We start from the raw sequence: 26,246 nt of genomic DNA, 5'->3' as shown, positions 1-26,246 counted from the left end.
AACCTCCTCCGCGTACGCCGAATCGGTATCGGGCGAGCCGATCGTGTCGGCGACCGGCCCGCCCGGTGCTCAGGCGGCCGCGACGGCCCGCCCGCAGCTCGGCAGCGGGTGCAGGACGATTCGCCGGGGGAGTCGGCGGGGCCACTCGTTGCGCGGCCAGGAGCCGTCCACGATCAGGTGCACGGTGCGCTGCTCCTCGCCGCTGAGTCGCAGCACGAAGTCGCGGGGGAGCGGCGGGTCCACCGTCGGCGTGGTGATCATGAAGCGCACCCGGCCTCGGGACGAGACAGCGGAGATCACGTCCGCTGCCGGCATGGTGCCGCGCAGCCGGATCCGACCGATCCAGTAGACCTCCGCCAGGTGCTCCTGGGCGGCCCTGGTGATCGTCGGGTAGTCGCTGCGGACCCAGCGCTCGACCGCGCTGACGCAGAGCCCACAGGCCCGCTCGCGCGGCTCGCGCGGACCCAACCCCCAGGCCCGCAGGTACGCCCCGACCGCCCCGACGTCCAACGGCATGTCGAATCGGCGCTGGATGAGCGTGGTGAGGCTCTGCCGCGTCCACAGCTCCTCGTCCAGGCCGAACTCGTCCGGGTGGACGCCCCGCAGTGTGTCGATCAGTTCGAGTTCCTGTTCGCGGCTGAGCATTCCCGGCTCGCCCTGCCGCTGTCCGCGACGGACGGCTGCCACCGCCCCGTCACCGCCGATGGTGTGGCGTCGGCACCAACTGGTGACCGAACGCCGTGCGTCTCTGAGTGCAACCCCCACGTCTTGGGCAACGAGCACGAATCGCAACTGGTCACGATATGTGGGGAGAAAAGTCTCGAAGCTACGTAATCGCCTGTGCCTCGCTAACCGGCCATAACTCCCAAACTGGTACACACGCAGCGCAAGCGGGCAGGTTGCGGCGTTGATCGACTCGGATTCCGTGCGGCGGGGGTGTCCCGGTCGCGCAACAGCCCGACTTCCTTGAACCGAGTCGATGAAGCGGGCGGGCCCGCGTTCCGCCGGTGTGCGGCGGGACGCGGGCCCGATGTGCCCGGCGGGTCGGTCAGCCCTTGGCCGCCTGCGCCTGGAGCTGCCGGAGGTTGTTGAGTTCGGTCTGCTGGGTGTTCTTCATGGTCTGTGCCACCCGCACGACCTCGGCGTTGTCGGTCTCGTCGAGCGCCGCGTCGATCATGTGGATGCCGCCCAGGTGGTGGTCGTACATCAAGGTCAGGAACTGCCTGTCGACCTCGATCCCCTTGGCGTCGCGCAGGGCGGTCATCTGCTGCGGCGTGGCCATGCCCGGCATCAGGCCGTCCTTGACGGTGGCCCCGTCGGACATCCACGACATCGGTGGCTTCGACCCGGTGGGGCTGAGGTCCCACTCGCGCAGCCAGGTCTGCATGGCGCCGATCTCACCCTGCTGCCCGGTGGCGATGTCGACGGCGATCTGCCGCACCTCGGGGAGGGTCGCCGACCGGTACGCGATCAGGCTCATCTCCACCGCCTGCGCGTGGTGGGTCGTCATGTCCCGGGCGAAGCCCGCCTCGACGGAGGCGTCACCGGGTCGGGTGAGCCGTGGGGTGAGCAGGCCGCCCGCATAGCCGAGGAGCAACCCCACCACCACCATGACGGCGAGCGCCAGCACGCCGTAACGCGACGCCGGAGCTCGGCCGTCCTCGTCCGGGGCGGCCGGGGTGTCGTCGTACTCGCTGTCGGTGGTGGTGGGGGCGGTCATCGGCGTCCTTACTGCTGGGGCTGCTGCTGCTGCGGAAGCTCACGCGGCGTGGTGCCGGTGGCGGTGATGCCGGTGTTGCAGAGCGCCGTCGGGCCCTCGGCGGAGGCGTTCACCCGCAGGTCCTTGATGAACTCGTCGATCCGCGAGTCGTCGGCGTTGTCGAGCTTGAGCTGGTAGCCCCAGGCCTGCAGCGAGATCGGCTTGTCCAGGCCCTCGTAGGGGCTCATCAGCATCTTCTCCTTGCCGCGCACCTTGCCGGCGAGCTTGTCGACCTGGTCCTTGGGCAGGTCGGGGCGGTAGGTGATCCACACCGCGCCGTGCTCCAGGCTGTGCACCGCGTGCTCGTTGGCGATCGGGGCGTCGTAGACGTCGCCCATGCAGTTCTGCCAGGCGGCGTTGTGCACGCCACCCACCGGCGGCGAGTATTTCCAGGTCAGCGGGCCCGACTTGTGCGACTCGTACTTCAGGCTCTCGCCGTCGCTCTTGCGGATGTTGGCGATGCCGTCGATGGCGTTGGCCCGCTTGTCCCACGGCTTGGAGCCCTGGAACGAGGCGTAGGCGCCCCAACCGATGATGCCGACGGCGAGCACGCCCACGGCCACGAAGAGCGCGATCGGGCCCCAGGCGCGACCCTGGCTCACCTTGACCGGCGTGACCGGCTTGCGCGGGCCCTTGCCGCCGGCCCGCGGGGTGCCCGCCGGCTTACCGGAACCGGCCTTGGCGCCGGACGCCGGCCGGCCGGCCGCCGGCTTCTTGCCGGTGCTGACCACGGTCGGGCGGCGCTCAGGGCCACCGGGGGTGCTGATGCTCATCGTGCCTCGTCAAGTCGGGTCGGGCAGGGGAGTGGCGGACCGGATGACGCGCAGGGTAGCCGCCGAGTGCCCGAGTCTACCCCCGATAACATGGCTGGGTGACTCCTGCAGAACTCGCCTCGGTCGTCCTTGCCGCCGCCCACGCCGTCTTCGTCGAGCGTGGGCTGGACCGCGCCGCCCTGCCGGAGCACACGGTGGTGGAGCGACCGCGCAATCCCGAGCACGGCGACTACGCCTCGACCCTGGCCCTGCAGTTGAGCAAGAAGGTGGGTGTTCCGCCCCGGGAGTTGGCCGCTGCCCTGGCCGACGCGCTGGGCCGGTCAGCCGGCATCAAATCGGTCGAGATCGCCGGTCCGGGCTTCCTGAACATCCGGCTCGACGCGGCCGCCGCCGGTCAGCTCGCCCGGGTGATCGTCGAGGCCGGCGCGGAGTACGGCCGCAGCGACCGCCTCGCCGGTGAGCGGATCAACCTGGAGTTCGTCTCGGCCAACCCGACCGGGCCGGTGCACATCGGTGGGGTCCGCTGGGCGGCCGTCGGCGACGCGTTGAGCCGGCTGCTGCGGGCCACCGGCGCCGACGTCGGCACGGAGTACTACTTCAACGACGCGGGTTCGCAGATCGACAGGTTCGCCCGTTCGCTGCTGGCCGCCGCCAAGGGCGAGCCGGCCCCGGAGGACGGCTACGGCGGGGCGTACATCGCCGAGATCGCCGCCGAGGTGCAGTCCCGCCGGCCGGAGGTGCGCTCGCTCGACGACGATGCCGCCCAGGAGGTCTTCCGGGTCGAGGGCGTCGCGCTGATGTTCGACGAGATCCGCTCCTCGCTGCGCGACTTCGGGGTGGAGTTCGACACCTACTTCAACGAGAAGGACCTGCACGACCGGGGCGAGTTGGACCTCGCGTTGAACCGGCTGCGTGAGCAGGGGCACCTCTACGAGTCCGAGGGCGCGACCTGGTTGCGCACCACCGACTTCGGTGACGACAAGGACCGGGTGCTGCGCAAGTCCAACGGCGAGTGGACGTACTTCGCCGCGGACTGCGCCTACTACCTGGACAAGCGCGAGCGCGGCTTCGAGCGGGTCGTGATCATGCTGGGTGCCGACCACCACGGCTACATCGGCCGGATGAAGGCGATGGCTGCCTGCTTCGGCGACGACCCGGAGCGCAACCTGGAGATCCTCATCGGGCAGCTGGTCAACCTGCTGCGCGACGGTGCCCCGATGCGGATGAGCAAGCGGGCCGGCACCGTGATCACCCTGGAGGACCTGGTCGAGGCGATCGGCGTGGACGCCTCCCGGTACGCGCTGGCCCGCTACTCCAGCGACTCCCCGATCGACATCGACATCGAGCTGTGGACCCGGGCCAAGAACGACAACCCGGTCCACTACGTGCAGTATGTCGGGGCGCGGACGGCGAACCTGTCCAGCAACGCCGCCGATCTGGGGCTGACTCGGGGCGCGCCCGAGGACTTCCGCCCTGAGCTGCTCGATCATGAGAAGGAGAACGAGCTGCTCAAGGCGCTCGCCGAGTTCCCGGCGGTGGTCGCCACCGCCGCCGAGCTGCGCGAGCCGCACCGGGTGGCCCGCTACCTGGAGGAGAGCGTCGCGCAGTCCTACCACCGGTTCTACGACAACTGCCGGATCCTGCCGCGCGGCGACGAGGAGATCACCGACCTGCACCGGGCCCGGCTCTGGCTCAACGACGCGACCCGCACGGTGGTCGCCAACGGCCTGTACCTGCTTGGCGTCTCCGCACCCGAGAGGATGTGACATGAGGGCTCATGAGGCTGGTGCGCTGCACGCGGACATCAGCGACCGGGGGCCGGCCTGGCTGCGTGCCCCGGCCGACGTCAACGCCCTCGTGCCGGCGCTGTGGCCGCGCAGCGTGACGCGTGGCGCGGACGGCGCGGTCGCCGTCGCGGGCCTGAGCGTCCGCGACATCGCGGCCGAGTTCGGCACCCCGGTGTACGTCCTGGACGAGGCCGACCTGCGCTCGCGCTGCCGCGACTTCCGGGCGGCCTTCCCCACCGAGGACGTGTTCTACGCGGGCAAGGCGTTCCTCTGCCGGGCGGTGGTCCGGATGATCGCCGAGGAGGGGCTGCACCTGGACGTCTGCACCGGGGGTGAGCTGGCCACCGCGTTGTCGGCCGGGATGCCGCCGGAGCGGATCGGCTTCCACGGCAACAACAAGTCGGTCGCCGAGCTGGGCCGGGCGCTGGACGCCGGGATCGGTCGGATCATCGTCGACTCGTTCACCGAGATCGACCGGCTCACCGCGCTGGCCCGCGAGCGCGGAGTCCGGCCCCGGGTGCTGGTCCGGGTGACCGTCGGCGTGGAGGCGCACACCCACGAGTTCATCGCCACCGCCCACGAGGACCAGAAGTTCGGCTTCTCGCTGGCCGGCGGCGCCGCCGCGAACGCCGCCTTCAAGATCCTCGACGAGGGCGTGCTGGAGCTGCGCGGGCTGCACTCGCACATCGGCTCGCAGATCTTCGACGCCAGCGGCTTCGAGGTCTCGGCCCGCCGGGTGCTCGCCCTCCAGGCGCAGATCCGCGACGCGCGCGGGGTGGAGTTGCCCGAGCTGGACCTGGGTGGCGGCTTCGGCATCGCGTACACCACCCAGGACGACCCGGCCACCCCGCAGGACCTGGCCAAGCGGCTGCGCAAGATCGTCGACTCGGAGTGCGCGGCGGAGAACCTGGCCGTGCCGCACCTGTCGATCGAGCCGGGCCGGGCCATCGTCGGGCCGGCCGTGTTCACCCTCTACGAGGTCGGCACCGTCAAGGCGCTCGACGGCCTGCGGACGTACGTCAGCGTCGACGGCGGGATGAGCGACAACATCCGCACCGCCCTCTACGACGCGTCCTACTCGGCGACGCTGGCCTCGCGGGCCTCGACCGCGCAGCCGTTGCTCGCCCGCGTGGTGGGAAAGCACTGTGAGTCCGGGGACATCGTGGTGAAGGATGAATTCCTGCCCGCCGACGTGCAGCCCGGAGATCTTGTCGCGGTGCCCGGCACCGGTGCGTACTGCCGGAGCATGGCCAGCAACTACAACCACGTGCCGCGGCCACCTGTGGTGGCGGTGCGCGACGGCCAGGCGCGCCTGATCGTCCGGCGGGAAACCGAAGAGGACCTGCTCGCTTTGGATGTGGGATGACGTCACCTGTGCGCTTGGCACTGCTCGGCTGCGGCACGGTCGGCCAGGAGGTGGTCCGGCTGCTGCACGAGCAGTCGGCCGACCTGGCCGCGCGGATCGGCGCTCCGCTGGAGATCGCCGGCATCGCCGTCCGTCGGCTCGGCCGCGACCGGGGAGACCTGCCTGTCGACGAGGCGCTGTTCACCACCGACGCGCTCGGCCTGATCAAGCGCGACGACGTGGACGTCGTGATCGAGGTCGTCGGCGGCATCGAACCGGCCCGGGGCTGGTTGGTCGAGGCGCTGCGGGCCGGCAAGAGCGTGGTCACCGCCAACAAGGCGCTGCTCGCCGAGGACGGGGTGGCCCTGCACGAGGCGGCGGCCGAGGGCGGTGGCGACCTCTACTACGAGGCGTCCGTGGCCGGGGCGATCCCGCTGCTGCGCCCGCTGCGCGAGTCGCTGCACGGCGACCGGATCAACCGGGTCACCGGCATCGTCAACGGCACCACGAACTTCATCCTCTCCGCGATGGACGCGACCGGCGCCGGCTTCGCCGAGGCCCTGGAGGAGGCCACCGCCCTGGGCTACGCGGAGGCCGACCCGACCGCCGACGTCGAGGGCTTCGACGCGGCGGCGAAGGCGGCGATCCTCGCCTCGCTGGCGTTCCACACCCGGGTCGGCGCTGCCGACGTGCACCGGGAGGGCATCACCGAGGTGACCGCCGCGGACATGGCCAGCGCCCAGGCGATGGGCTGCACGATCAAGCTGCTCTGCATCGCGGCCCGGGGCGTCGACGCGAGCGGCCGGGAGACGGTAAGTGTCCGGGTGCACCCGGCGATGATTCCGCGCAGCCACCCGCTGGCCAGCGTCGGCGACGCGTTCAACGCGGTCTTCGTGGAGGCGGACGCGGCCGGGCAGCTGATGTTCTACGGTCGGGGCGCCGGGGGCGCGCCCACCGCCAGCGCCGTGCTCGGTGACGTGGTCGCGGTGTCCCGCAACCGGCTCGCCGGGGTGCGCGCGGCCAGCGAGAGCGCGTACGCGGACCTGGCGGTCCGGCCGATGGGCGAGGCGCTGACCCGCTACCACGTCAGCCTCGACGTGGCCGACCGCCCGGGTGTGCTGGCCGCCGTGGCGGGTGTGTTCGCCCGGCACGACGTGTCGATCGCGACGGTGCGGCAGGGCTCGGCGAGTGGGTCGCCCGGCCGCGACGGCGACGCCGAGCTGGTCATCGTCACCCATGTGGCACCGGACGCCGCGCTCGCCGCCACCGTCGGCGAGCTGCGCGGTCTGGACATTGTCCGGTCCGTGACCAGTGTGCTGCGGGTCGAGGGCGGCGCCTGATTCGTTGTCACCTTCGACGGGGCGGCTCGCGCGTCCCGTCAGGTGGGTAAGCCGGGGTGTGCCATCGACAGCTCCGGCAGGCTGGTCCAAGGTGACCCTGATGCTCGGGTCAGCGCGACGGTAGAAGCGAGGAGAACGACATGTGGCGGGGTCTGATCGAGGCGTACCGGGATCGGCTGCCGGTCACCGCGGCCACGCCGGTCGTCACGCTGCACGAGGGGAACACCCCGCTGTTGCCGGCGCCGGTGCTGTCCGCCCGGCTCGGTTGCGACGTGCACCTCAAGGTGGAGGGTGCCAACCCGACCGGCTCGTTCAAGGACCGGGGGATGACCCTCGCGGTGTCGAAGGCGGTCGAGGCCGGTAACAAGGCCATCATCTGCGCCTCCACCGGCAATACCAGCGCCTCCGCGGCGGCGTACGCGGCGCGGGCCGGGCTCACCTGCGCGGTGCTGGTGCCGCAGGGCAAGATCGCGTTGGGCAAGCTGGCCCAGGCGCTTGTGCACGGCGCGAAGCTGCTCCAGGTCAGTGGCAACTTCGACGACTGCCTGTCGCTCGCCGCGAAGCTGGCCCAGGACCACCCGGTCGCGTTGGTCAACTCGGTGAACATCGACCGGTTGCACGGCCAGAAGACCGCCGCCTTCGAGATCGTCGAGGCGCTCGGTGACGCGCCCGACATCCACTGCCTGCCGGTCGGCAACGCCGGCAACATCTCCGCGTACTGGATGGGCTACGCGGAGGAGCGGGACGCCGGCACCACCACCCGCACGCCGAAGATGTACGGCTTCCAGGCCTCCGGCGCCGCCCCGATCGTGACCGGCCGGGTGGTGCCGGAGCCGTCGACGATCGCCACGGCGATCCGGATCGGCAACCCGGCGAGCTGGACGAAGGCGATGGACGCCCGGGACGCCTCCGGTGGCCTGATCGCCGCGGTGACCGACCGGGAGATCCTCTCCGCGTACCGGCTGCTCGCCCGCGAGGTGGGGGTCTTCGTCGAGTTGGGCAGCGCGGCAAGCGTGGCCGGCCTGCTCCAGCAGGCCGCGGCGGGCGCGGTGCCGCCCGGTTCGACAGTGGTCTGCACGGTGACCGGCCACGGCCTCAAAGACCCGGAGTGGGCGATCTCCACCGCGCCGGCGCCGCTGACCATCGGCAACGATCCGATGGCCGCCGCCCGCGCCCTCGACCTCGCCTGAGGCGGGCCGCCGGCGTCCACGCGGACGCGACGGCGGTCGGACGGTGGGACTGCGCCGGGGGCGGCGGGGGTTGCGGTGATCGAATCCGGCACACTTTCACGTATCCCCCCGCCCGCAGACTCGTTCAGGAGTGAACCAGGCCGATGTCGCTGCTCGCCAGATTCAGCCTCGCCAACCGAGGGCTGATCGCCCTCATCGCGGTGGTGACCACGGTGTTCGGAGTGTTCGCCGTGCCGTCGCTGAAGCAGCAACTGCTGCCGTCGCTCGAGTTCCCGGCCGCGTTCATCGTGGCCCCCTTCCCCGGTGCCGGCCCCGAGATCGTCGAGTCGCAGGTCACCGAGCCGATCGAGAACGCCCTCCAGGGCATCCCGGGGCTGGACAAGGTCACCTCCACGTCCCGTGAGGGCTCGGCCACCGTCCAGGTGACGTACGAGTTCGGCACCGACCTGGACGACGTGGTCAACAAGATGCAGACCGCGCTGAGCCGGATCGACGCCCAGTTGCCGGACAGCGTCGACCCCCAGGTCATCGCGGGCAGCACCGACGACCTGCCGGCGGTCGTGCTGGCCGCGGCCGGCGCGGCGGACGAGCGGGCGCTCGCCGAGAAGCTCCGGGCGACGGTGGTGCCGGAGCTGGAGGGCATCGAGGGCGTCCGCACGGTCGAGGTGACCGGCACCCGCGACGACGTCGTGGTGGTCACCCCGGACCCGGCGAAGCTGGCCGCTGCCCAGGTGCAGCCGACGGCGATCGGCGCGGCGCTGAAGACGAACGGCGTGGCCGTTCCGGCCGGCACCGTCACCGACGGCGGGCTGGCCCTCCCGGTGCAGGTCGGTACGCCGATCGCCAGCCTGGAGGACCTGCGCGGCATCGTGATCAGCCCGGGCGCGACGCCGGTCCGCCTCGGTGACGTGGCAACTGTCGAGCAGCAGCTCGCGCCGGCTACCGCGATCACCCGGACCAACGGCAAGGACAGTCTCGGCATCGCGGTCACCGCCGCGCCGGACGGCAACGCCGTGCAGATCTCGCACGAGATCCGCGACCGGCTCGCCGACCTGAAGGACGCCTCCGGGGCGGAGCTGACAGTCGTCTTCGACCAGGCGCCGTTCGTCGAGAAGTCGATCGAGTCGTTGACCACCGAAGGCCTGCTCGGCCTGGTGATGGCCGTCATCGTCATCCTCGTCTTCCTGCTGTCGGTGCGCTCGACGGTGGTCACCGCGGTCTCCATCCCGCTCTCCGTGCTGGTGGCGTTGATCGCCCTGTGGATCGGTGACTACTCGCTCAACCTGCTCACCCTCGGCGCGTTGACAATCGCGGTCGGCCGGGTGGTGGACGACTCGATCGTGGTGTTGGAGAACATCAAACGACATCTGGAGTACGGCGAGGAGAAGCGGCACGCCATCGTCACCGGCGTCCGCGAGGTGGCCGGTGCGGTGACCGCGTCCACCCTCACCACGGTGGCGGTGTTCGCGCCGATCGCGTTGGTCGGCGGGTTCGTGGGCCAGCTCTTCGCACCGTTCGCGATCACCGTGACGGTGGCGCTGCTCGCCTCGCTGCTGGTGTCGCTGACCGTGATCCCGGTGCTCGCGTACTGGTTCCTGAAGCCGCGTGGCGGCACCGCGGACGACGAGGCGGTACGGCGCGCCGCGGAGGAGAAGGAGCTGCGCAGCCCGTTGCAGCGGGCGTACCTGCCGGTGGTCGGGTTCGCCACCCGCAAGCGGTCGACCCGGTGGATCACCGTGGGCCTCGGCCTGCTGGTGCTCTTCGGCACCTTCGGTCTGGCCCAGAAGTTGGAGACCAACTTCCTGGACGACTCCGGCCAGGACACCCTCAACATGAGCCAGGAGCTGCCGGCCGGGAGTGGCCTGGCGGCCACCGACGCGGCGGCCAAGCAGGTCGAGTCGGTGCTGTCGGCCACCAAGGGCGTCGAGACGTACCAGGTGACCGCCGGCGCGGGGGACAACCCGTGGGCGGGTGGAGGCGGCAACAACGTCGCCAGCTGGTCGTTGGCGCTCGATGGTGACACCGACGCGAAGCAGATGCGTGAGGTGTTGCGCAAGGAGTTCGACAAGCTCGGCAGCGGCGTGGGTGAGATCAGCTTCGGTGGCGGGCAGGAGGCGTCCACCAGCCAGCTTGAGGTGGTCGTCCAGGCCAGCGACCAGGAGGTGCTGACCCGGGCCGCCGAGGAGGCGCGGGCCGCGATGGCCGGCGTCCCGGACGTCGAGGACGTCTCCACCAGCCTGGCCGAGCGGGTGCCGCGGGTCGACGTGACAGTCGACCGGGTCGCCGCCGGTCGGGCCGGGCTCACCGAGGCCGCCGTGGGGCAGTTGGTGTCGCAGGCGTTCCGGGGGGCGCCGCTGGGTCAGGTCGCCCTCGACGGTCAGCAGCAGAACGTGGTGCTGCGGCTGGGCACGCGTCCGCCGACGACGGCGGAGGAGCTGCGGGCGCTGCCGGTGGGGTCGGCCAAGCTCGACGACATCGCGGACGTCACGCAGGGCGAGGGGCCGCAGCAGGTCGCTCGGATCGACGGTGAGCGCAGCGTGTCGGTGACCGGCTCGGCGACCGGCTCGAACCTGGGCGCGACGAGCAAGGAGTTGCAGAAGCGGCTGGACGCCATAAACGTGCCGGGCGCGAGCTTCACGATCGGTGGCGTCAGCGCGGACCAGGCGGACGCCTTCGGTGATCTGGGCCTGGCGGTGCTGGTGGCGATCGCGATCGTCTTCCTGATCATGGTGGCCACGTTCCGCAGCCTCACCCAGGCGCTGATCCTGCTGATCTCCATCCCGTTCGCGTCGACGGGCGCGATCGGTCTGCTGCTGATCACCGGGACGCCGCTCGGCGTGCCGGCGCTGATCGGTGTGCTGATGCTCGTCGGCATCGTGGTGACGAACGCGATCGTGCTGCTCGACCTGATCAACCAGTACCGGGCGAAGGGCATGGGCGTTCGGGAGGCGGTGGTCGAGGGCGGCCGGCGCCGGCTGCGTCCGATCCTGATGACCGCGGTGGCGACCATCTTCGCGCTGCTGCCGATGGCGTTCGGGCTGACCGGTGAGGGCGGCTTCATCTCACAGCCGCTGGCGGTGGTGGTGATCGGCGGTCTGCTCAGCTCCACGCTGCTCACCCTGATCCTGGTGCCGACGCTCTACGCGATGGTGGAGCACACCAAGGAGTCCCTGCGGGGTCGACGTGACCGGCGGCGCGCCGGCAGGTCGGCGGAGACGGCGGACACCGACGAGGTGTCCGCTCCGAACCAGGTGTCGGTGCCCAGTGGCGCGCCCGCCCCGGCTCCCGCCCAGGGCGCGCAGCCGGCCGGGCGGTCCGCGCCGTCGGCCGCGCTGGTGGAGGGTACGGACCAGTTCGAGGTGCTGCGTCTGCCTCGGAGCCGTACCTCGCCGCTGCCCCCGTCGGAGCCGACCGAGTAGGTCGGACCGCACCTCGGAATGCCCCCGGCAGGGTCCTGCCGGGGGCATTCCAGGCGTACCTGCCCGAAATACTCCGACTTGACCACCCCCACACTTAAGTGACTTCTTGCATACTCCTCCTAGGTACTTGGGGGTGCGGGTGGAACGGGGCAGACGGATGGCCGAAGGCGTGCGCGGGTGGGGGCGACGTGACCTGCTGCGCCGTGGCGTGCTGGTCGTCGGCGGCGTGGTCGTCGGCGCGGGGACCTCCGAGGCGTGGTGGGCAACTCATCGCCGGGCACCGGTCGCCGCCGGCCCAGGCGCTGCCACTGTCGGAAACGGGCAGCAGGATGTCGGCTCCGGTGCGCTGGAGGTCTTCTGGTCAGGAAGGACCAGCCAGCGCCTGGTGGCCCTCACCTTCGACGACGGCCCCGCGCCACAGTGGACTCCGATGGTGCTCGACACCCTGGCCCGGCACCGGGTTCCGGCCACCTTCTTCATGGTCGGAGCGCAGGTCCGCCGGCACGCCGACGTCGTCCGCGACCGGCTCGCGGAGCACGAGGTAGGCAACCACAGCTGGGACCACCGGAACCTGGCCGAGCTGGACCCCACCGAGGCGTACGACGACCTGCGTCGAAGCCACGACGCGATCGCCGAACTGACCGGCACCCAGCCCACGCTGCTTCGCCCGCCGTTTGGCCAGATGGGTGGGGCGGTGCTGCACGCGGCGGCCCGGCTGGACTACCAACTGGTGCTCTGGTCGCTGCAGATGGTGGAGCGGGAGTTTCCCGATGATCCGGCCGGCCACGCCCGGCGGATCGTGAACGAGGTCCGACCGGGAACGATTGTTCTCGGCCACGACGTGGGGGCGCGTCGGCGGCTCGTCGCGCTGCGCGGCCTGACCGACATGATCAACGGGCTACGGTCGCGGGGTTACACCTTCGTCACGGTTTCGGCGCTGCTGAGAGCGAGTGTGGCCCCGACACCGACCAGGTAAGGTGCCGCTCCGTGGCGTCCACCCTCTCGGTCCTGACCGGCAATCGGAGCTTCCGCAACCTCTTCCTGGCCGAACTGGTGGTCTTTGGCGCCGACTGGTTCGTCATGGTGCCGCTACTTGTGCTGTTGCCGCACCTGACCGGCAGCGGGGTCTGGGGCGCGCTGGTCCTGGCGGTGGACACCGGCATCGTGGCGCTGCTGCTGCCGTACACCGGCACGATCGCCGACCGCTTCGACCGCCGGAAGATCATGATCGCGGCCAACGTGGCCGCGCTGGCCGGCGTCTTGCTGTTGCTCGGCGTGCGGGGCGCCGGAACGGCGTGGCTGGCGCTCGTCGCGATCGGGGTGGTCGCGGTGGCCAAGGCGTTCTACTCGCCGGCCGCGCAGGCCGCGCTGCCGAACGTGCTGGAGCCACACGAGCTGGCCGCCGGCAACGCGGTCGCCGGCTCGGCCTGGGGCACCATGACGGTTGTCGGCGCCTCGCTCGGTGGCGTGCTCAGCACCGCTGCCGGCCCGTACGCCTGCTTCTGGGTGGCGGCGGTGGCCCTGGCGCTGGCCGCGGGCCTCGCCACCCGCATCCGCCGCCCGTTGCAGGCGCCACGGGACACCGACCGGCCGGCCCAGCGGACCTGGGCCGCCGTCCGCGAGGCGCTCGGCTACATCGGGCACCGCCCCCGGGTGCTCGCGCTCGTCACGGTGAAGTCGGCGGTGGGCCTGGGCAACGGCGTGCTGACCGTGTTCCCGTTGCTGGCCAGCGTGTACGGTGTCGGCCCGCTCGGCGCCGGCCTGCTCTTCGCGGTGCGCGGGGCCGGCGCGTTGGTGGGGCCGATCCTGATGCGCCGGGTGCTCACGAATCGGGCGTGGCTGCTGCCCGGGCTCGCGCTGTCGATGTCGCTCTACGGGCTGTCCTATCTGGGCGCGTCGGTGGTGCGCTGGTTCCCGCTGGTGCTGCTGCTGGTCTTCGTCGCGCACTTCGCCGGCGGCAGCAACTGGGTGATGTCGAACTTCGCCCTCCAGGGCGAAGTGCCGGACCGGTTGCGGGGGCGTGTCTTCGCCACCGACATGATGCTCGCGACGCTGGCGATCTCGGTGAGTCAGCTGGCGGTCGCCCTGGTCGTGGACGTGGTGGACGAACGGGTCGTGCTCGCCGGCTGCGGGCTGATCACCCTCGTGTACGCGGTCGGCTGGCGGATCGCCACCCGCCGGCTCACGCTCAGCGACCCGGTCCCGGAGCCGGTGCCGAACCCGGCCGGCTGAGTCTGTCGATCCCGGGCAGCGGGCAGCGGGCCGGATCGTCGGCGCCGAGCCCCAGGGTGTGTGTCAAAGCCCCTGGCCGAGGACTTTGACACACGCCCTAGCATGAGCGCGTGGCGACGAACTTCACCGCCGGGCCGGTTCGTGTCCGGGTCCCCGCGACCAGCGCCAACCTGGGCCCGGGTTTCGACGCGCTGGGTCTCGCCCTCGGGCTCTACGACGACGTGTCCGCCGAGGTCGCGCCGGGCGGGGTCCGCGTGACGGTGAGCGGCCAGGGTGCCGGTGAGCTGCCGGACGACGACCGGCACCTGGTGGTGCGGGCCATGCGGGCCGCGTTCGACGTGCTCGGCGCCCACCCCGAGGGCCTGGGCGTGGAGTGCGTCAACCGGATCCCGCAGGCGCGCGGGCTGGGCTCCTCGTCCGCCGCGATCGTCGCCGGGGTGCTGCTGGCCCGCGCCCTGGTCACCGACGGGGAGCACCTGCTGGACGACTCGGCAGCGCTCCGGCTGGCCGCCGAGATCGAGGGCCATCCCGACAACGTCGCGCCGTGTCTGCTCGGCGGCTTCACGGTGGCCTGGTCCGAGTCGACGGGTGCGCGGGCGGTGTCCCTGCCGGTCGCGGACGGGGTACGGCCCACGGTTTTCGTCCCGGCGGAGCGCGGATTGACGGCTGCCGCACGGGCCGCGTTGCCGGCCACCGTGCCGCACGGCGACGCTGCGTTGACCGCAGGACGGGCGGCCCTGCTGGTGCACGCGCTCACCGCCGACCCGGGTCTGCTGCTGCCGGCGACCGTCGACCGTCTCCACCAGGACTATCGGGAATCCGGGATGCCAGGCACATCGGCCCTGGTCAGAGCGTTGCGAGCGGCTGGTGTGGCGGCCGTGGTCAGTGGGGCCGGCCCCACGGTGCTGGCGTTCGGCGAGCCTCCGGCAGGCTTCGGAACGGGAACAGACTGGGAGATCTGGCAGTTACCGATAGACGTCAGCGGCGCGCGGGTTGCTCGGGGTAGACTTGGACACGCCGAGCGGGACCCTGTTGCCGCAGGTCGGAAGAGTTGATTACGCTCTAGACCTAGCACAGCCGCGAAGCACGCGATCTCCTGCGAGGCGGCGCACCCCCGAAGCTCTCGGCGGTCAGCCCGTCACACCCCTGCCAAAGGCCTACGCCGCACCGCAGATTCCACAGGTCGCCGCAGACGGCGAGACCTGCTCACCGACGTTGGTGAGTCGGGATACCGACCGGCTGCTGTGTCACAGACTCCCGCGACGCGTCCTTGCGAGGCGGGTGCACCGAGGCCGCCCGGCCACCTGAGTTCCGACTCCGGGCAGTCCCGGCCTTTATCGAGGGAAGGATTCCATTGAGCGACACCACCGACGTGACGTCGGATGTTTCCAACGTCGCTGGCGATGCCACCGCCGCCGCTCCCGCCCGTCGTCGGCGTAGCGGCACCGGTCTGTCGGCGATGCTGCTGCCAGAGCTGCAGAGCCTGGCTGCGTCGCTCGGCATCTCCGGCACGGCTCGCATGCGCAAGGGCGAGCTGATCGCCGCGATCTCCGAGCGGCAGGGCGGCAACGCCGCCGGGACCCCTCGACCGCGGGCCGAGGTCGCTGCCGCGGCCGCCCCGACCCGGGAGGGGGTGCGCGCCGAGGTGCGGGAGACCGCCGAGCGGCCGGCCGCCGAAGGGCGTGGCGCCGAGCCGGCGTCGGCCGAGCCAGCCACCGAGACCGAGGGCCGTGGTCGCACCCGGCGGAGCCGGGCCGCAGCGGCGGAGACGCGTCCGTCCGAGGCGCGTTCGACCGAGACGGCACGTCCGACCGAGACGCGTACCGACGAGGCGGAAGCCGGCGAGCGGGCCGACCGTGGCGAGAACCGCCGCGAGCGGGCCGAACGTCCGGAACGTGCCGAGCGGGCCGAGCGTCCGGAGCGGGCCGAGCGCACCGAGCGTCCGGAGCGGGCCGAGCGTCCGGAACGTGCCGAGCGCACCGAGCGTCCGGAGCGGGTCGAGCGTCCGGAGCGGGCCGAGCGCACCGAGCGGACCGACCGTCCGGAGCGCACCGAGCGTGCGGACCGGGGCGAGCGTGCCGAGCGCACCGACCGCACCGACCGGGGCGAGCGTAACGACCGGGGCGATCGTGCCGAGCGCGGCGAGCGCAACGAGCGCACGGAGCGCTCCGACCGGGGCGAGCGCAACGACCGCAACGACCGGGGCGATCGCAACGATCGTGGTCAGCGCGCCGAGCGGGACAACGACGACGATGACGGTGAGGGCGGCGGCCGGCGTGGCCGGCGCAGCCGCTTCCGGGACCGTCGCCGCGGGCGCGGCGAGCGCACCGAGACCGGCACCGACACCGGTGGGCGTGAGCCGCAGGTCAGCGAGGACGACGTGCTCGTCCCGGTGGCCGGCATCATCGACGTGCTCGACAACTACGCCTTCGTGCGGACCACCGGTTACCTGGCCGGCCCGAACGACGTGTACGTCTCGATGTCCCAGATCAAGAAGTACGGCCTGCGCCGCGGTGACGCGATCACCGGCGCGGTGCGGGCGGCCCGCGAGGGCGGCAACAGCGGTGACCAGCGGCGCGACAAGTACAACCCGCTGATGCGGCTGGACACGATCAACGGGATGGAGCCGGAGGAGGCCCGGCGTCGTCCGGAGTTCTACAAGCTCACCCCGCTCTACCCGCAGGAGCGCCTGCGCCTGGAGACCGAGCCGCACATCCTGACCACCCGGGTCATCGACCTGGTCATGCCGATCGGCAAGGGCCAGCGGGCACTCATCCAGTCGCCGCCGAAGGCGGGTAAGACGATGGTGCTGCAGGCGATCGCGAACGCGATCACCCGCAACAACCCGGAGTGCCACCTGATGGTGGTGCTTGTGGACGAGCGGCCCGAAGAGGTCACCGACATGCAGCGGTCGATCAAGGGCGAGGTCATCGCGGCCACGTTCGACCGTCCGCCGCAGGACCACACCACCGTGGCCGAGCTGGCCATCGAGCGGGCCAAGCGTCTGGTCGAGCTTGGACACGACGTGGTCGTGCTGCTCGACTCGGTGACCCGGCTCGGTCGGTCGTACAACCTGGCGGCTCCGGCCAGCGGCCGGATCATGTCGGGTGGTATCGACTCCACGGCGCTCTACCCGCCGAAGCGCTTCCTCGGCGCGGCCCGCAACATCGAGAACGGCGGGTCGTTGACCATCATCGCCACCGCGCTCGTGGAGACCGGGTCCATGGCGGACACGGTCATCTTCGAGGAGTTCAAGGGCACCGGCAACGCGGAGCTGAAGCTGGACCGGAAGATCGCCGACAAGCGGACCTTCCCGGCCATCGACATCAACCCGTCCGGTACGCGTAAGGAGGAGGTCCTGCTCGCACCCGAGGAGCTGGCCATCATCCACAAGCTCCGGAAGGTGCTGCACTCGCTGGACTCGCAGGCGGCGATGGATCTCCTGCTGGACCGGCTCAAGCAGTCCCGTACCAACATCGAGTTCCTGATGCAGATCGCGAAGTCGACGCCGGGGGAGTAACAGGTCCCGGTTGACCGACGACGAAGGGGCACGGCCGCGGTGGCCGTGCCCCTTCGTCGTTTCCCGCCGGTCGCCCATCGCGCCGTGTCCCGCCCCGCCGTGGCCGGGCTCAGAAGTCGCCGTCGGCCACCTGGAAGACGGTGAGGCCGAGCGCTCGCCACATCCGCACCACCTGGACACGGTCGTCGAAGACGCCGGCCACCCGGTAACGGTCCCGGATCTCCCGGTCGTAGATCTCCCGCTTCACGATCGAGTCCTTCCGGGAGTCGCCGACCGCACGCAGGTGCAGACCGAGGTACGGGACCCGGACGTGCCGGGCCAGCCATTCCTCGGTGGCCGCGCGGGCGGAGGCGTCCCGCCCGGAGCAGAAGACCACCCCGTACCCGGCGGCGTGCATCGCCCGGACCGCCGCGATCACCGCCGTGTTCGGCTGGTCCTCACCCACCCTGCTCATGTCGTACGGGCTGCGGGACACGGCCAACGCGACGGTGCCGTCGATGTCCACCAGGACGATCTCGGGTGGCGCGGCCGACGGTGCGTGCACGGCGGCGGGGCGTCCGGTGCGGGCCTGTGGCACCGGCAACGGCAGTGTCCGCCCCTCGAGGTACCGCTCGTGCAGCCGACGGATCGCCTCCGCGCCGACCTGGTCGGCGGGCGGGCGCGCGGCGTCGCGGCGCAGGCACTCGTCGAGCGGCACGTCGGTGAAGTCGTGCACCTCGAACTCCGCGCCGTGCCGGGCGGCCAGCTCAGCCCAGTCGCGCAGGGTCCGCGAGCGCAGGTTCGTGTCGTCCACGCAGACGTCCGCCCGGGCCCGCAGCAACGCCTCGACCTGGGCCCGCTGGACGACCGTCACCTGGGCCTCGGCCCACTGGGTGAAGAGCCGCTCGCCGTGCAGCATCCGGCGCAGGTCGTCCCGGTTGACCCGGACCACGGACGGCTGGAGCGTACGGGCGAATGTCGTCTTGCCCGAGGCGGGCAGTCCCCGGGTGGCGATCAGGCGGGTCATCGGCGTCCCCGCGGCGTCGTGGACGTACCCCCGGCGGGGTACGCGGCGGCGGCCCGCCGGGTGGGCGAATGCCCCGTCGGGCAGCGGGAATGCGGATGGGGGAGCACGTGTTGACGATGCCGGACGAGGTGTGCGGCCCGATTACCGGGTCGGCTCCGGCCCATGGCACACTTGTCAATCGGCCACCGGTTCCGGTTCACGCCCGAGCCCGTCGTGTACGGCGCGACGAGTGATGACGGCGACCCGGCGACCACCAACGAGAGGACCGAGGCGAGATGAAGGCAAACATCCACCCGGAGTACGTGACCACCGAGGTCAGCTGCTCCTGTGGCAACACGTTCACGACCCGCAGCACCGCCAAGGGCGGGGCGATCCACGTCGAGACCTGCAGCGCCTGCCACCCGTTCTACACCGGTAAGCAGCGCGTTCTCGACACCGCCGGCCGGGTCGCGAAGTTCCAGCAGAAGTACGCCAAGGTTCAGGCCAAGAAGGCCAAGTAACTCCTCGTTCGGCGCCCGCGTCCGGTTTCCCACCGGACGCGGGCGCCGTACGCGTTGTGCCCTGTTACGCACCCGGCGGCCGGCCTTCGGCCCGGCCCGGCCGGCGTCGCACCGTCGAAGGAGCATCCGCAGCATGAGCAGCGAGCGTCTGGCCGGTCTCCTCGACGAGTACGCGGAGCTGGAGAAGCGGTTGGCCGATCCGGCCATCCACGCCGACCAGGCCACCGCGCGCAGGGTGGGTCGCCGCTACGCGGAGCTGGTGCCGCTGCACAAGGCCGCCGGTGAGCTGGAGCAGGCCCGCGCCGACCTGGCCGCGGCTCGTGAGTTGGCTGCCGAGGACCCGTCGTTCGCGGGCGAGGCGGAGTCGATCGCCGGGTCCGTGCCCGCGCTCGAGGAGCGCCTCGCCGAGCTGCTCATCCCACGCGACCCGCACGACGCCAAGGACGTGATCGTCGAGATCAAGGCCGGTGAGGGGGGCGAGGAGTCGGCGCTCTTCGCCGCTGACCTGCTGCGGATGTACACCCGCTACGCCGAGCGGCACGGTTGGATCACCGAGGTGATCGACGCGCAGGATTCCGACCTCGGCGGGGTCAAGGACGTCTCCCTTTCGATCAAGACCAAGGGTGTGCCGGAGGGCGGCAACGGCGTCTGGTCGCGACTCAAGTGGGAGGGCGGCGTGCACCGGGTGCAGCGGGTTCCCGTCACCGAGTCGCAGGGCCGCATCCACACCAGCGCCGCCGGGGTGCTGGTGCTGCCCGAGGCCGAGGACGTCGACGTCACCATCGACCAGAACGATCTGCGCATCGACGTGTTCCGTTCGTCCGGCCCGGGTGGCCAGTCGGTGAACACCACCGACTCGGCGGTGCGGATCACCCACCTGCCGACGGGCATCGTCGTCTCCTGCCAGAACGAGAAGTCCCAGTTGCAGAACCGGGAGCAGGCCCTGCGGATCCTGCGGGCCCGGCTGCTCGCCGCCGCCCAGGAGCAGGCCGACGCCGCCGCCTCGGACGCCCGCAAGGCGCAGGTGCGTACGGTGGACCGCTCGGAGCGGATCCGCACCTACAACTACCCGCAGAACCGGATCAGCGACCACCGGATCGGCTACACGGCGTACAACCTGGACCTGGCGCTCGCCGGCGACCTGGACGGGGTGCTGGACGCGCTCGCCGAGGCCGACCGCGCCGCCCGACTGGCCGGCGACACCGAACTGACCCGCCGCTGACCGCACCCGGCGGCCGTCCGGCCGGACGCGCCGCCGCGGGTGCGCGGGCGGTCAGCTTGCGCGGGGGCGGGACTTGGCGCGGAGCATTTCCCGGTCGGCCTGCTCGAAGGCGACGCTGAGCGCGTCTCGCAACCCGCCGCCGCCGGAGACCTCCGCGAAGCCGATGCTCACCCCGACCGGGGTCCCCGGCACCAGTGACTCCCAGTCTTCGAGTCGGACGGCGGCCTCGATCCGGCGGGCCACCTCGGTGGCCTCGTGCATGCCGGTGTCCGGCAGCACCACCACGAACTCGTCGCCGCCGTAGCGGGCCACGAAGTCACCCCGGCGCATCACCCGGTTGATGACTCCGGCGACGCGTTGGAGCACCAGGTCGCCGGAGTGGTGCCCGTGGCGGGTGTTGACCGCCTTGAAGCCGTCCAGGTCGCAGACACCGATCACCACCCGGTCGCCTCGGGTGACCACCGCCGTGATGTAGCGCTCCAACCGGCGTCGGTTGGGCAGCCCGGTGAGCGGGTCGGTCAACGCCTCGCCCTCGAACCGCGCCGCTTCGCGACGCATCTCCTCGTGGTCGATCCGGGCGGCGATGCCGTCGATGTAGACGTCGCGCAGCCGATCGTTGCGCTGGGCGGCGAGCCGGAACGCCAGTCGGTCGGCTCGGTGCGCCGCCGCGTGGTCGCCGGCACGGGCCAGCGCGATGCTGCGCAGTCGGGCCGGCTCGGCCGCCCCGAGTGTCTCGTTGGACACGTGGATGGTGTCCAACCGGGTGACCGCCTCGATCGGCCGTCCGGCCGCGACGGCGAGGCACACCTGCCCGAGCTGACGCATGTCGCGGGCACGGGAGCTGTCCCCACCGTGGCTCATCAGGCGGGCCGGCCCGGACTTCCCGTCCGTCTCCACCTCGTCACCGAGCGCGGCTTGGCGGGCCGCCGCGTAGCCGTACGCGGCGAGGCTGCTCGGGCGCAGCCGGCCGGCCCGCCCGGAGCGTACGAAGCGGGCCAGGTCGGCGGCCACGTCCCGGAGCACCCGCAGGCAGCCGTCACTGTCGCCGTTGTGGTCCAGGGCAACGGCGTTGCGCAGCCGGATGCCCGGCGCGGCGAACGTCTCCTCGGGGATCCCGGCGACGAGCCCGAGCTGCCGGGCCCGTTCGATGGCGCCCAGGGCGTACCCGTGGAAGCTGAGATAGCTGTACGCCATGGCGAGGTCGTGCCAGCCCCAGGCGGTGTCCCGGTCCGGGTCCTCGACGGCGCCCAGCGCGCGGGCGGCTCGGACGAGGTGCGTGACGCAGCGGTCAAGTGCGCCCTGGTGGTGTGCGGCGAGGGCGGCGAGCGCGTTGAGGTGCCCGTGCAGGTACGGCTCGGCGAGATCGCGGACGGCCGCCGACGCCTCCTCGATGGCCCGGGTGAACTCCGCCGTCCGACCGAGATTGATCAGTGCGGAGAGGCGCTGCACCATCGCGTCCGCCCGCGCCGCCGGGTCGGTGGTGGTGCGGATCACACGTTCCAGCAGGACGTACGACTCCGCGGAGCGACTGGCCTCCTGCAGTGCCCGGGCGCGCATGAGGGCATCAACCTGGTCATCGACCCGGTCGAGCCAGCCCACCCGCCAACCTCCTGTCGTGTGCGCCGTCCGCGCACCCGTTGGTCGCGCCGCCCGCGACGCATCATGATTATCGCGTGACCACTCTGCCGCAACACCCCCCCGAAGGGACAGGCCCCGTCCGCCCGTCCGCAGCGGTGGCTCGGGTGGCCCGCGCACTCGCCGCCGCCGGGGTCGGCTCGGCCCGGGTGGAGGCCGAGGTGCTGGCCGCGTACGTGCTGGGGGTGCCCCGTGGTCGGCTGGCGCTCGCCGACGACCTCAGCGGCGAGCAGGTGGCGCGGCTGGACGGTCTGACGCGTCGGCGTGCCGCGCGGGAGCCGTTGCAGCACCTGACCGGCCGGGCCGGGTTCCGGCACCTCGACCTGTCGGTCGGCCCGGGTGTCTTCGTGCCTCGGCCGGAGACGGAGCTGCTGGCCGGCTGGGGTGTCGAGCAGGCCCGGGGCCGGACCGACCCGGTGGTGGTCGACCTCTGCAGCGGCTCGGGCGCGATCGCCCTCGCGGTGGCTCAGGAGCTGCCCGGGGCGCGGGTGATCGCGGTGGAGCGGTCCCCGGAGGCGCTGGCCTGGTTGCGGCGCAACGCGGCGGAGCGGGCCGGGGCGGGGGACCGGCCGATCGAGGTGGTCGAGGCGGACGTGACCGCGCCGGGCCTGCTGGCGGAGCTGGTCGGCGCGGTGGACGTGCTGCTCTGCAACCCGCCGTACGTGCCGGACGACGTGGTGGTCCCGCCGGAGGTGGCCGGGCACGATCCGGCGGAGGCGGTCTTCGGCGGCGCGGACGGTCTGGCGGTGATCCGTCCCGTCGTCAGCCGGGCGGCGGTGCTGCTGCGCGCGGGCGGTGTTCTCGGCGTGGAGCACGACGACACCCACGGCGCGGCGGTCCCCGCGCTGCTGGCCGAGGACGGCGGGTTCACGGCTGTCACGGCGCATCTGGACCTCGCCGGACGTCCCCGTTACGCCACCGCGTCCCGACGGGCGGACGGCCAGCACGCCCCGATCGGGGTGGCGTGGCAGACTGACTCCTCGTGATGCTCTACGACTGCCGGTCGCCCGCCGATCGGGACCGCGGCATCGCTGCGGCCATCGAGGCGGTCAAGAACGGCGAGCTTGTCGTCCTACCCACGGACACCGTCTACGGGATCGGCGCGGACGCGTTCACCCCGTACGCGGTCAAGGCACTGCTGGATGCCAAGGGCCGGGGTCGGCAGATGCCGCCGCCGGTGCTGATCGGCTCGCGGCACACCCTGGACGGGTTGGTCTTCTCGCTGCCCACTGCCGCCCGGGACCTGGTGGAGGCGTTCTGGCCGGGTGCGCTGACGATCGTGGTCGAGCACTCGCCGAGCCTCCAGTGGGACCTGGGCGACAAGACGGGCACGGTGGCGGTGCGGATGCCGCTGCACCCGGTGGCCCTGGAGGTGCTGCGGGAGACCGGCCCGATGGCGGTCTCGTCGGCCAACAAGACGGGCCAGCCCGCCGCGGTGACCGCCGAGGAGGCACGCGACCAGCTCAGTTACTCGGTGCGGGCCTACCTGGAGGCCGGGCCCTGCCCGGACCCGGTGCCCAGCACGATCGTGGATCTGACCGGCGAGGTGCCACAACTGCTGCGGGCCGGGGCGATCCCGTTGGAGAAGCTGCGCGACGTCGTGCCGGACCTCATCGACGGCCGGGCGGTCTGAGTGCCCCCGTTCACGGTCCTGCACGTCTGCATGGGCAACATCTGCCGTTCCCCGATGGCCGAGCGGCTGCTCGCTCTCGCGGTGCGGGAGCGGCTGACGCGGCGTGCGCAGGACCCGGCCCAGGCCGACGGGTTGGTGCACAGCCACAGTGCCGGCACGGGTGGCTGGCACGCGGGCGAGGAGATGAATCCGCCGGCTGCCCGGCAGGTCGCCGCCCGTGGTGGGGAGGTCGAGGGGTTCACGGCGCGCAAGCTGCGGTCGGATCACATCGACGCCGCCGACCTGGTGCTGACCGCCACCGCCGACCAGCAGGACTACGTGGTGGCGTTGCGGCCGGACGCGGCGGCCCGCACGTTCGTGCTCGGCGAGTTCGGTCGGCTGCTGGCCGCGGTGGACGCGGCCGCGTTGCCGCCGGGTGACGCGACCCCGGAGGCCGTGTACGCCCGGGGGGTGGCCCTGGTGGCGGCGGCCCACGACGCCCGGTTGGGCGCGTCGGCGCTGGCCACGGACGATCTGGACGACCCGTGGGGCCGTGGGGACCAGTGCTTCAGTCGGGTCGCCGACGAGATCGAGGAGGCGGTTCACCCGCTGGCCGGGGCACTGCTGCCCTGAGCGCGGTGCGAGTTTCCTCCGGGTTTGGGGAAAACCCGGGGCGAAAGCGGCGTTCCGGGTCATTCTGAACGGGTCCTAGCGTGACCGGCTCCTGCGGGGAGAGCTGATGATCCGGGCCCATCTCGACAAACTGCTGACCGTGGTGATCGCCGGAGTGCTGGCCGGGCTCGTGCTGGCCGCAGCCGCCCTACCGGTGGCCCTGGTGTTCGGGATCGGCTTCAGCGCCCTGTCGACGCCGTACGCGGAGCTGCCGAACACACTGCGGACGCCGCCCACCGCGCAGCGCTCCAACCTCTACGCCAACGACGGCACCACCCTGATCACCTCCTTCTACCAGGAGGACCGGGTGGACGTGCCGCTGCGCGAGGTGGCCCAGGTGATGCGCCAGGCCATCGTGGCCGCCGAGGACGTCCGGTTCTACAAGCACAGCGGCGTCGACCTGCGGGGCGTGGTGCGCGCGTTCACCGTCAACAAGCGGGACGGGCAGACCCGGCAGGGCGCCTCCACGCTGACCATGCAGTACGTCCGCAACGTGCTCAGCAGCGATCCCCGGCTGACCGAGGCGCAGCGGGTGGCCGCCACCGAGGTCACCACCGCCCGAAAGCTCCAGGAGATGCGGTACGCGCTCGCGCTGGAACGCGAACTCGACAAGGAGGAGATCCTCACCCGCTACCTCAACATCGCCTACTTCGGTGCCGGGGCGTACGGCATCGCGGCGGCCAGCAAGCGCTACTTCTCCCGGTCTCCGGCAAAGCTGACCCTGGCCCAGGCGGCGCTGCTGGCGGGTCTGGTCCAGTCGCCGGACAGCGACGACCCGATCAACGGCGACGCCGACAGCGCGTTGGCGCGGCGGTCGTACGTGCTGGAGCGGCTTGTGGAGTCGGGGCAGGTGTCGGCGGACGCGGCGGCGGCGGCGCGGGCCGAGCCACTGCAGCTACGGCCGAGCGCGACCCCGAACGACTGCACGGCGGTGCCCGAGGCGCTCAACGACTGGGGATTCTTCTGCGACTGGTTCACCCGTTGGTGGAGCAGCCAGTCCGCGTTCGGGGCGACCGCCGACGAGCGGCAGCGCACGCTGCGCCGGGGCGGGTTCTCGATCGTGTCGTCGCTGGACCCGGGGGTGCAGCGGGCCACCACCGAGCAGGTACGCAAGATCTACCAGCCGTCGGCGGCCGAGGCGGTGCCGACCGCTGTGGTGCAACCGGGCACCGGGCGGGTGCTCGCGATGTCGGTGAACCGCACCTACAGCGTGCGGGACAACCCCGTCGGGCAGAAGAACCGCCCGAACACGGTCAACCAGTTGATCGGCGGCGGCGGTGCGATCGAGGGATACCAGGGCGGTTCGACGTTCAAGCTCTTCACGATGCTGGCCGCGCTCGAGGCGGGCCTGCCGCTGTCGACCGACTTCGTGGCGCCCACCCAGTTGCTCACCCGCTTCCCGGTGACCGGGGAGGCGAGCTGTGACGGCCACTGGTGCCCCTCGAACGCCAGCCCGTCCTCGATGGATGGCCCGCGCACCATGTGGAGCGCCTTCGGCCGGTCGGTGAACACGTACTTCGCCTGGTTGACCGAGAAGGTCGGCGCCGACCGGGTGGTGGAGATGGCCGAGCGACTCGGCATCGTGCTGCGGGCCGACGCCGACGCCCGACTGGCCCGGTACGGCGCGAAGGACTGGGGCGCGTTCACCCTGGGCGTCGCCGCGACCACGCCGCTGGACCTGGCCACCGCGTACGCCACGGTGGCGGCCGAGGGGACCTGGTGCGCGCCGCTGCCGGTGGTGTCGATCACCGACGCGGGCGGCCGGCCGGTCGACGCCGCCAAACCGGACTGCCGCCAGGTGCTCGACGTCGACGTCGCTCGGGCGGCCACCGACGCGGCTCGCTGCCCGGTCGGCGACCAGTCGATGTACGGGCGCTGCGACGGTGCCACCGCACCCGGGCTGCGGGCGCGGCTCGGCCGGCCGGTGGCGGGCAAGACCGGCAGTTCGGAACGGTACGAGACGGAGACTGTCGTCGCGTTCACGCCGCAGCTCGCGATCGCCTCGATGGCGGCGAACCCGGACGACCCCCGGGACGCGGTCGGTCAGGCCGTGCAGGCCCGGATGGTGGACGCGGTCGGCGAGGTGCTCTCCACAGCCCTGCGCGGCCAACCGGTGCGCGACTTCGTCCCGCCGAGCGAACGAACCGCCCTCCAACTAACCGGAGCCCGCACCGGCAACTAACCATCCCCCCACCCCACCCCGGCCCGCCCCGCCCCGCCCCACCCCACCCCAC

General features: G+C 72.0%; 20 protein-coding genes. 15 read left to right on the top strand and 5 right to left on the bottom strand.

Annotated elements, in window-relative coordinates:
• Positions 1-69: 69 nt before the first annotated feature.
• The 3 genes from ACPXBU_RS17200 to ACPXBU_RS17190 all read right to left on the bottom strand — a co-directional run bounded on the left by ACPXBU_RS17200 (position 70) and on the right by ACPXBU_RS17190 (position 2,532).
• The gene (locus ACPXBU_RS17200; RefSeq protein ID WP_393375846.1) at positions 70-765 is read right to left on the bottom strand and encodes a winged helix-turn-helix domain-containing protein; all 696 of its coding nucleotides are present in this window, start codon (positions 763-765) and stop codon (positions 70-72) included.
• Positions 766-1,048: 283 nt separating this feature from the next.
• Complete coding sequence (locus ACPXBU_RS17195; protein ID WP_393375727.1) at positions 1,049-1,720, bottom strand: DUF305 domain-containing protein; 672 nt, start codon at positions 1,718-1,720, stop codon at positions 1,049-1,051.
• An 8-nt stretch (positions 1,721-1,728) separates the two neighbouring features.
• Positions 1,729-2,532: a DUF3105 domain-containing protein gene (locus ACPXBU_RS17190; RefSeq protein WP_393375730.1), complete on the bottom strand. Its 804-nt coding sequence runs from the start codon at positions 2,530-2,532 to the stop codon at positions 1,729-1,731.
• Positions 2,533-2,630: 98 nt separating this feature from the next.
• Here ACPXBU_RS17190 and argS point away from each other — a divergent pair, with 98 nt between their 5' ends.
• The 9 genes from argS (at position 2,631) to rho (ending at position 17,365) form a co-directional block, all read left to right on the top strand.
• A complete protein-coding gene (gene argS / locus ACPXBU_RS17185) occupies positions 2,631-4,298 on the top strand; it encodes an arginine--tRNA ligase (protein WP_425758806.1) in 1,668 nt (555 codons plus the stop codon).
• Between the two features lies 1 nt (position 4,299).
• Positions 4,300-5,685, top strand: a complete 1,386-nt coding sequence (lysA, locus tag ACPXBU_RS17180) for a diaminopimelate decarboxylase (protein WP_393375736.1) — start codon at positions 4,300-4,302, stop codon at positions 5,683-5,685.
• Positions 5,686-5,693: 8 nt separating this feature from the next.
• Positions 5,694-7,004 carry a homoserine dehydrogenase gene (locus ACPXBU_RS17175; RefSeq protein WP_393375849.1) on the top strand — a complete coding sequence of 437 codons (1,311 nt, stop codon included), beginning with the start codon at positions 5,694-5,696 and terminating at the stop codon, positions 7,002-7,004.
• Between the two features lie 140 nt (positions 7,005-7,144).
• Positions 7,145-8,194 (top strand): threonine synthase, encoded by a 1,050-nt coding sequence (thrC, locus tag ACPXBU_RS17170; protein ID WP_393375738.1) that lies wholly within the window; start codon positions 7,145-7,147, stop codon positions 8,192-8,194.
• A gap of 143 nt (positions 8,195-8,337) precedes the next feature.
• Positions 8,338-11,613 carry an efflux RND transporter permease subunit gene (locus ACPXBU_RS17165; RefSeq protein ID WP_425758804.1) on the top strand — a complete coding sequence of 1,092 codons (3,276 nt, stop codon included), beginning with the start codon at positions 8,338-8,340 and terminating at the stop codon, positions 11,611-11,613.
• A gap of 157 nt (positions 11,614-11,770) precedes the next feature.
• Positions 11,771-12,589 (top strand): polysaccharide deacetylase family protein, encoded by an 819-nt coding sequence (locus tag ACPXBU_RS17160; protein ID WP_425758803.1) that lies wholly within the window; start codon positions 11,771-11,773, stop codon positions 12,587-12,589.
• 11 nt (positions 12,590-12,600) lie between these two features.
• A complete protein-coding gene (locus tag ACPXBU_RS17155; protein ID WP_393375744.1) occupies positions 12,601-13,845 on the top strand; it encodes an MFS transporter in 1,245 nt (414 codons plus the stop codon).
• Positions 13,846-13,955: 110 nt separating this feature from the next.
• The gene (thrB, locus tag ACPXBU_RS17150; RefSeq protein ID WP_425758802.1) at positions 13,956-14,900 is read left to right on the top strand and encodes a homoserine kinase; all 945 of its coding nucleotides are present in this window, start codon (positions 13,956-13,958) and stop codon (positions 14,898-14,900) included.
• A 299-nt stretch (positions 14,901-15,199) separates the two neighbouring features.
• Entirely contained in the window at positions 15,200-17,365 is a 2,166-nt protein-coding gene (gene rho / locus ACPXBU_RS17145) for a transcription termination factor Rho (protein WP_425758801.1), read from the top strand.
• Between the two features lie 109 nt (positions 17,366-17,474).
• Here rho and ACPXBU_RS17140 read toward each other — a convergent pair whose 3' ends face one another.
• Positions 17,475-18,371 carry an AAA family ATPase gene (locus tag ACPXBU_RS17140; RefSeq protein WP_425758800.1) on the bottom strand — a complete coding sequence of 299 codons (897 nt, stop codon included), beginning with the start codon at positions 18,369-18,371 and terminating at the stop codon, positions 17,475-17,477.
• 275 nt (positions 18,372-18,646) lie between these two features.
• On the opposite strand from ACPXBU_RS17140, the gene rpmE reads away from it, so the two are divergent.
• Both rpmE and prfA read left to right on the top strand, forming a co-directional pair.
• On the top strand, positions 18,647-18,871 hold the full coding sequence (gene rpmE, locus ACPXBU_RS17135; protein WP_007464546.1) for a 50S ribosomal protein L31: 225 nt from the start codon (positions 18,647-18,649) through the stop codon (positions 18,869-18,871).
• Between the two features lie 133 nt (positions 18,872-19,004).
• Positions 19,005-20,093 (top strand): peptide chain release factor 1, encoded by a 1,089-nt coding sequence (gene prfA, locus ACPXBU_RS17130; RefSeq protein ID WP_393375754.1) that lies wholly within the window; start codon positions 19,005-19,007, stop codon positions 20,091-20,093.
• A gap of 51 nt (positions 20,094-20,144) precedes the next feature.
• On the opposite strand, the gene ACPXBU_RS17125 is transcribed toward prfA, so the two are convergent.
• Positions 20,145-21,692, bottom strand: coding sequence for a diguanylate cyclase domain-containing protein (locus ACPXBU_RS17125; protein WP_425758799.1), 1,548 nt, complete (start codon positions 21,690-21,692; stop codon positions 20,145-20,147).
• A 74-nt stretch (positions 21,693-21,766) separates the two neighbouring features.
• Here ACPXBU_RS17125 and prmC point away from each other — a divergent pair, with 74 nt between their 5' ends.
• The 4 genes from prmC (at position 21,767) to ACPXBU_RS17105 (ending at position 26,194) form a co-directional block, all read left to right on the top strand.
• Positions 21,767-22,714, top strand: a complete 948-nt coding sequence (gene prmC, locus ACPXBU_RS17120; RefSeq protein WP_425758798.1) for a peptide chain release factor N(5)-glutamine methyltransferase — start codon at positions 21,767-21,769, stop codon at positions 22,712-22,714.
• The gene (locus ACPXBU_RS17115; protein ID WP_088949923.1) at positions 22,714-23,361 is read left to right on the top strand and encodes an L-threonylcarbamoyladenylate synthase; all 648 of its coding nucleotides are present in this window, start codon (positions 22,714-22,716) and stop codon (positions 23,359-23,361) included. The genes prmC and ACPXBU_RS17115 overlap by 1 nt, the downstream gene beginning before the upstream one ends.
• A complete protein-coding gene (locus tag ACPXBU_RS17110; RefSeq protein WP_393375761.1) occupies positions 23,362-23,973 on the top strand; it encodes a phosphotyrosine protein phosphatase in 612 nt (203 codons plus the stop codon).
• Between the two features lie 106 nt (positions 23,974-24,079).
• Entirely contained in the window at positions 24,080-26,194 is a 2,115-nt protein-coding gene (locus tag ACPXBU_RS17105) for a transglycosylase domain-containing protein (protein ID WP_425758797.1), read from the top strand.
• Positions 26,195-26,246: the final 52 nt, after the last annotated feature.

Source organism: Micromonospora sp. DT231, assembly GCF_049847025.1.
Classification (GTDB): domain Bacteria; phylum Actinomycetota; class Actinomycetes; order Mycobacteriales; family Micromonosporaceae; genus Micromonospora.
The sequence above is the reverse complement of the archived record's forward strand: the minus strand, read 5'-3'. Positions and strand labels throughout refer to the sequence as shown.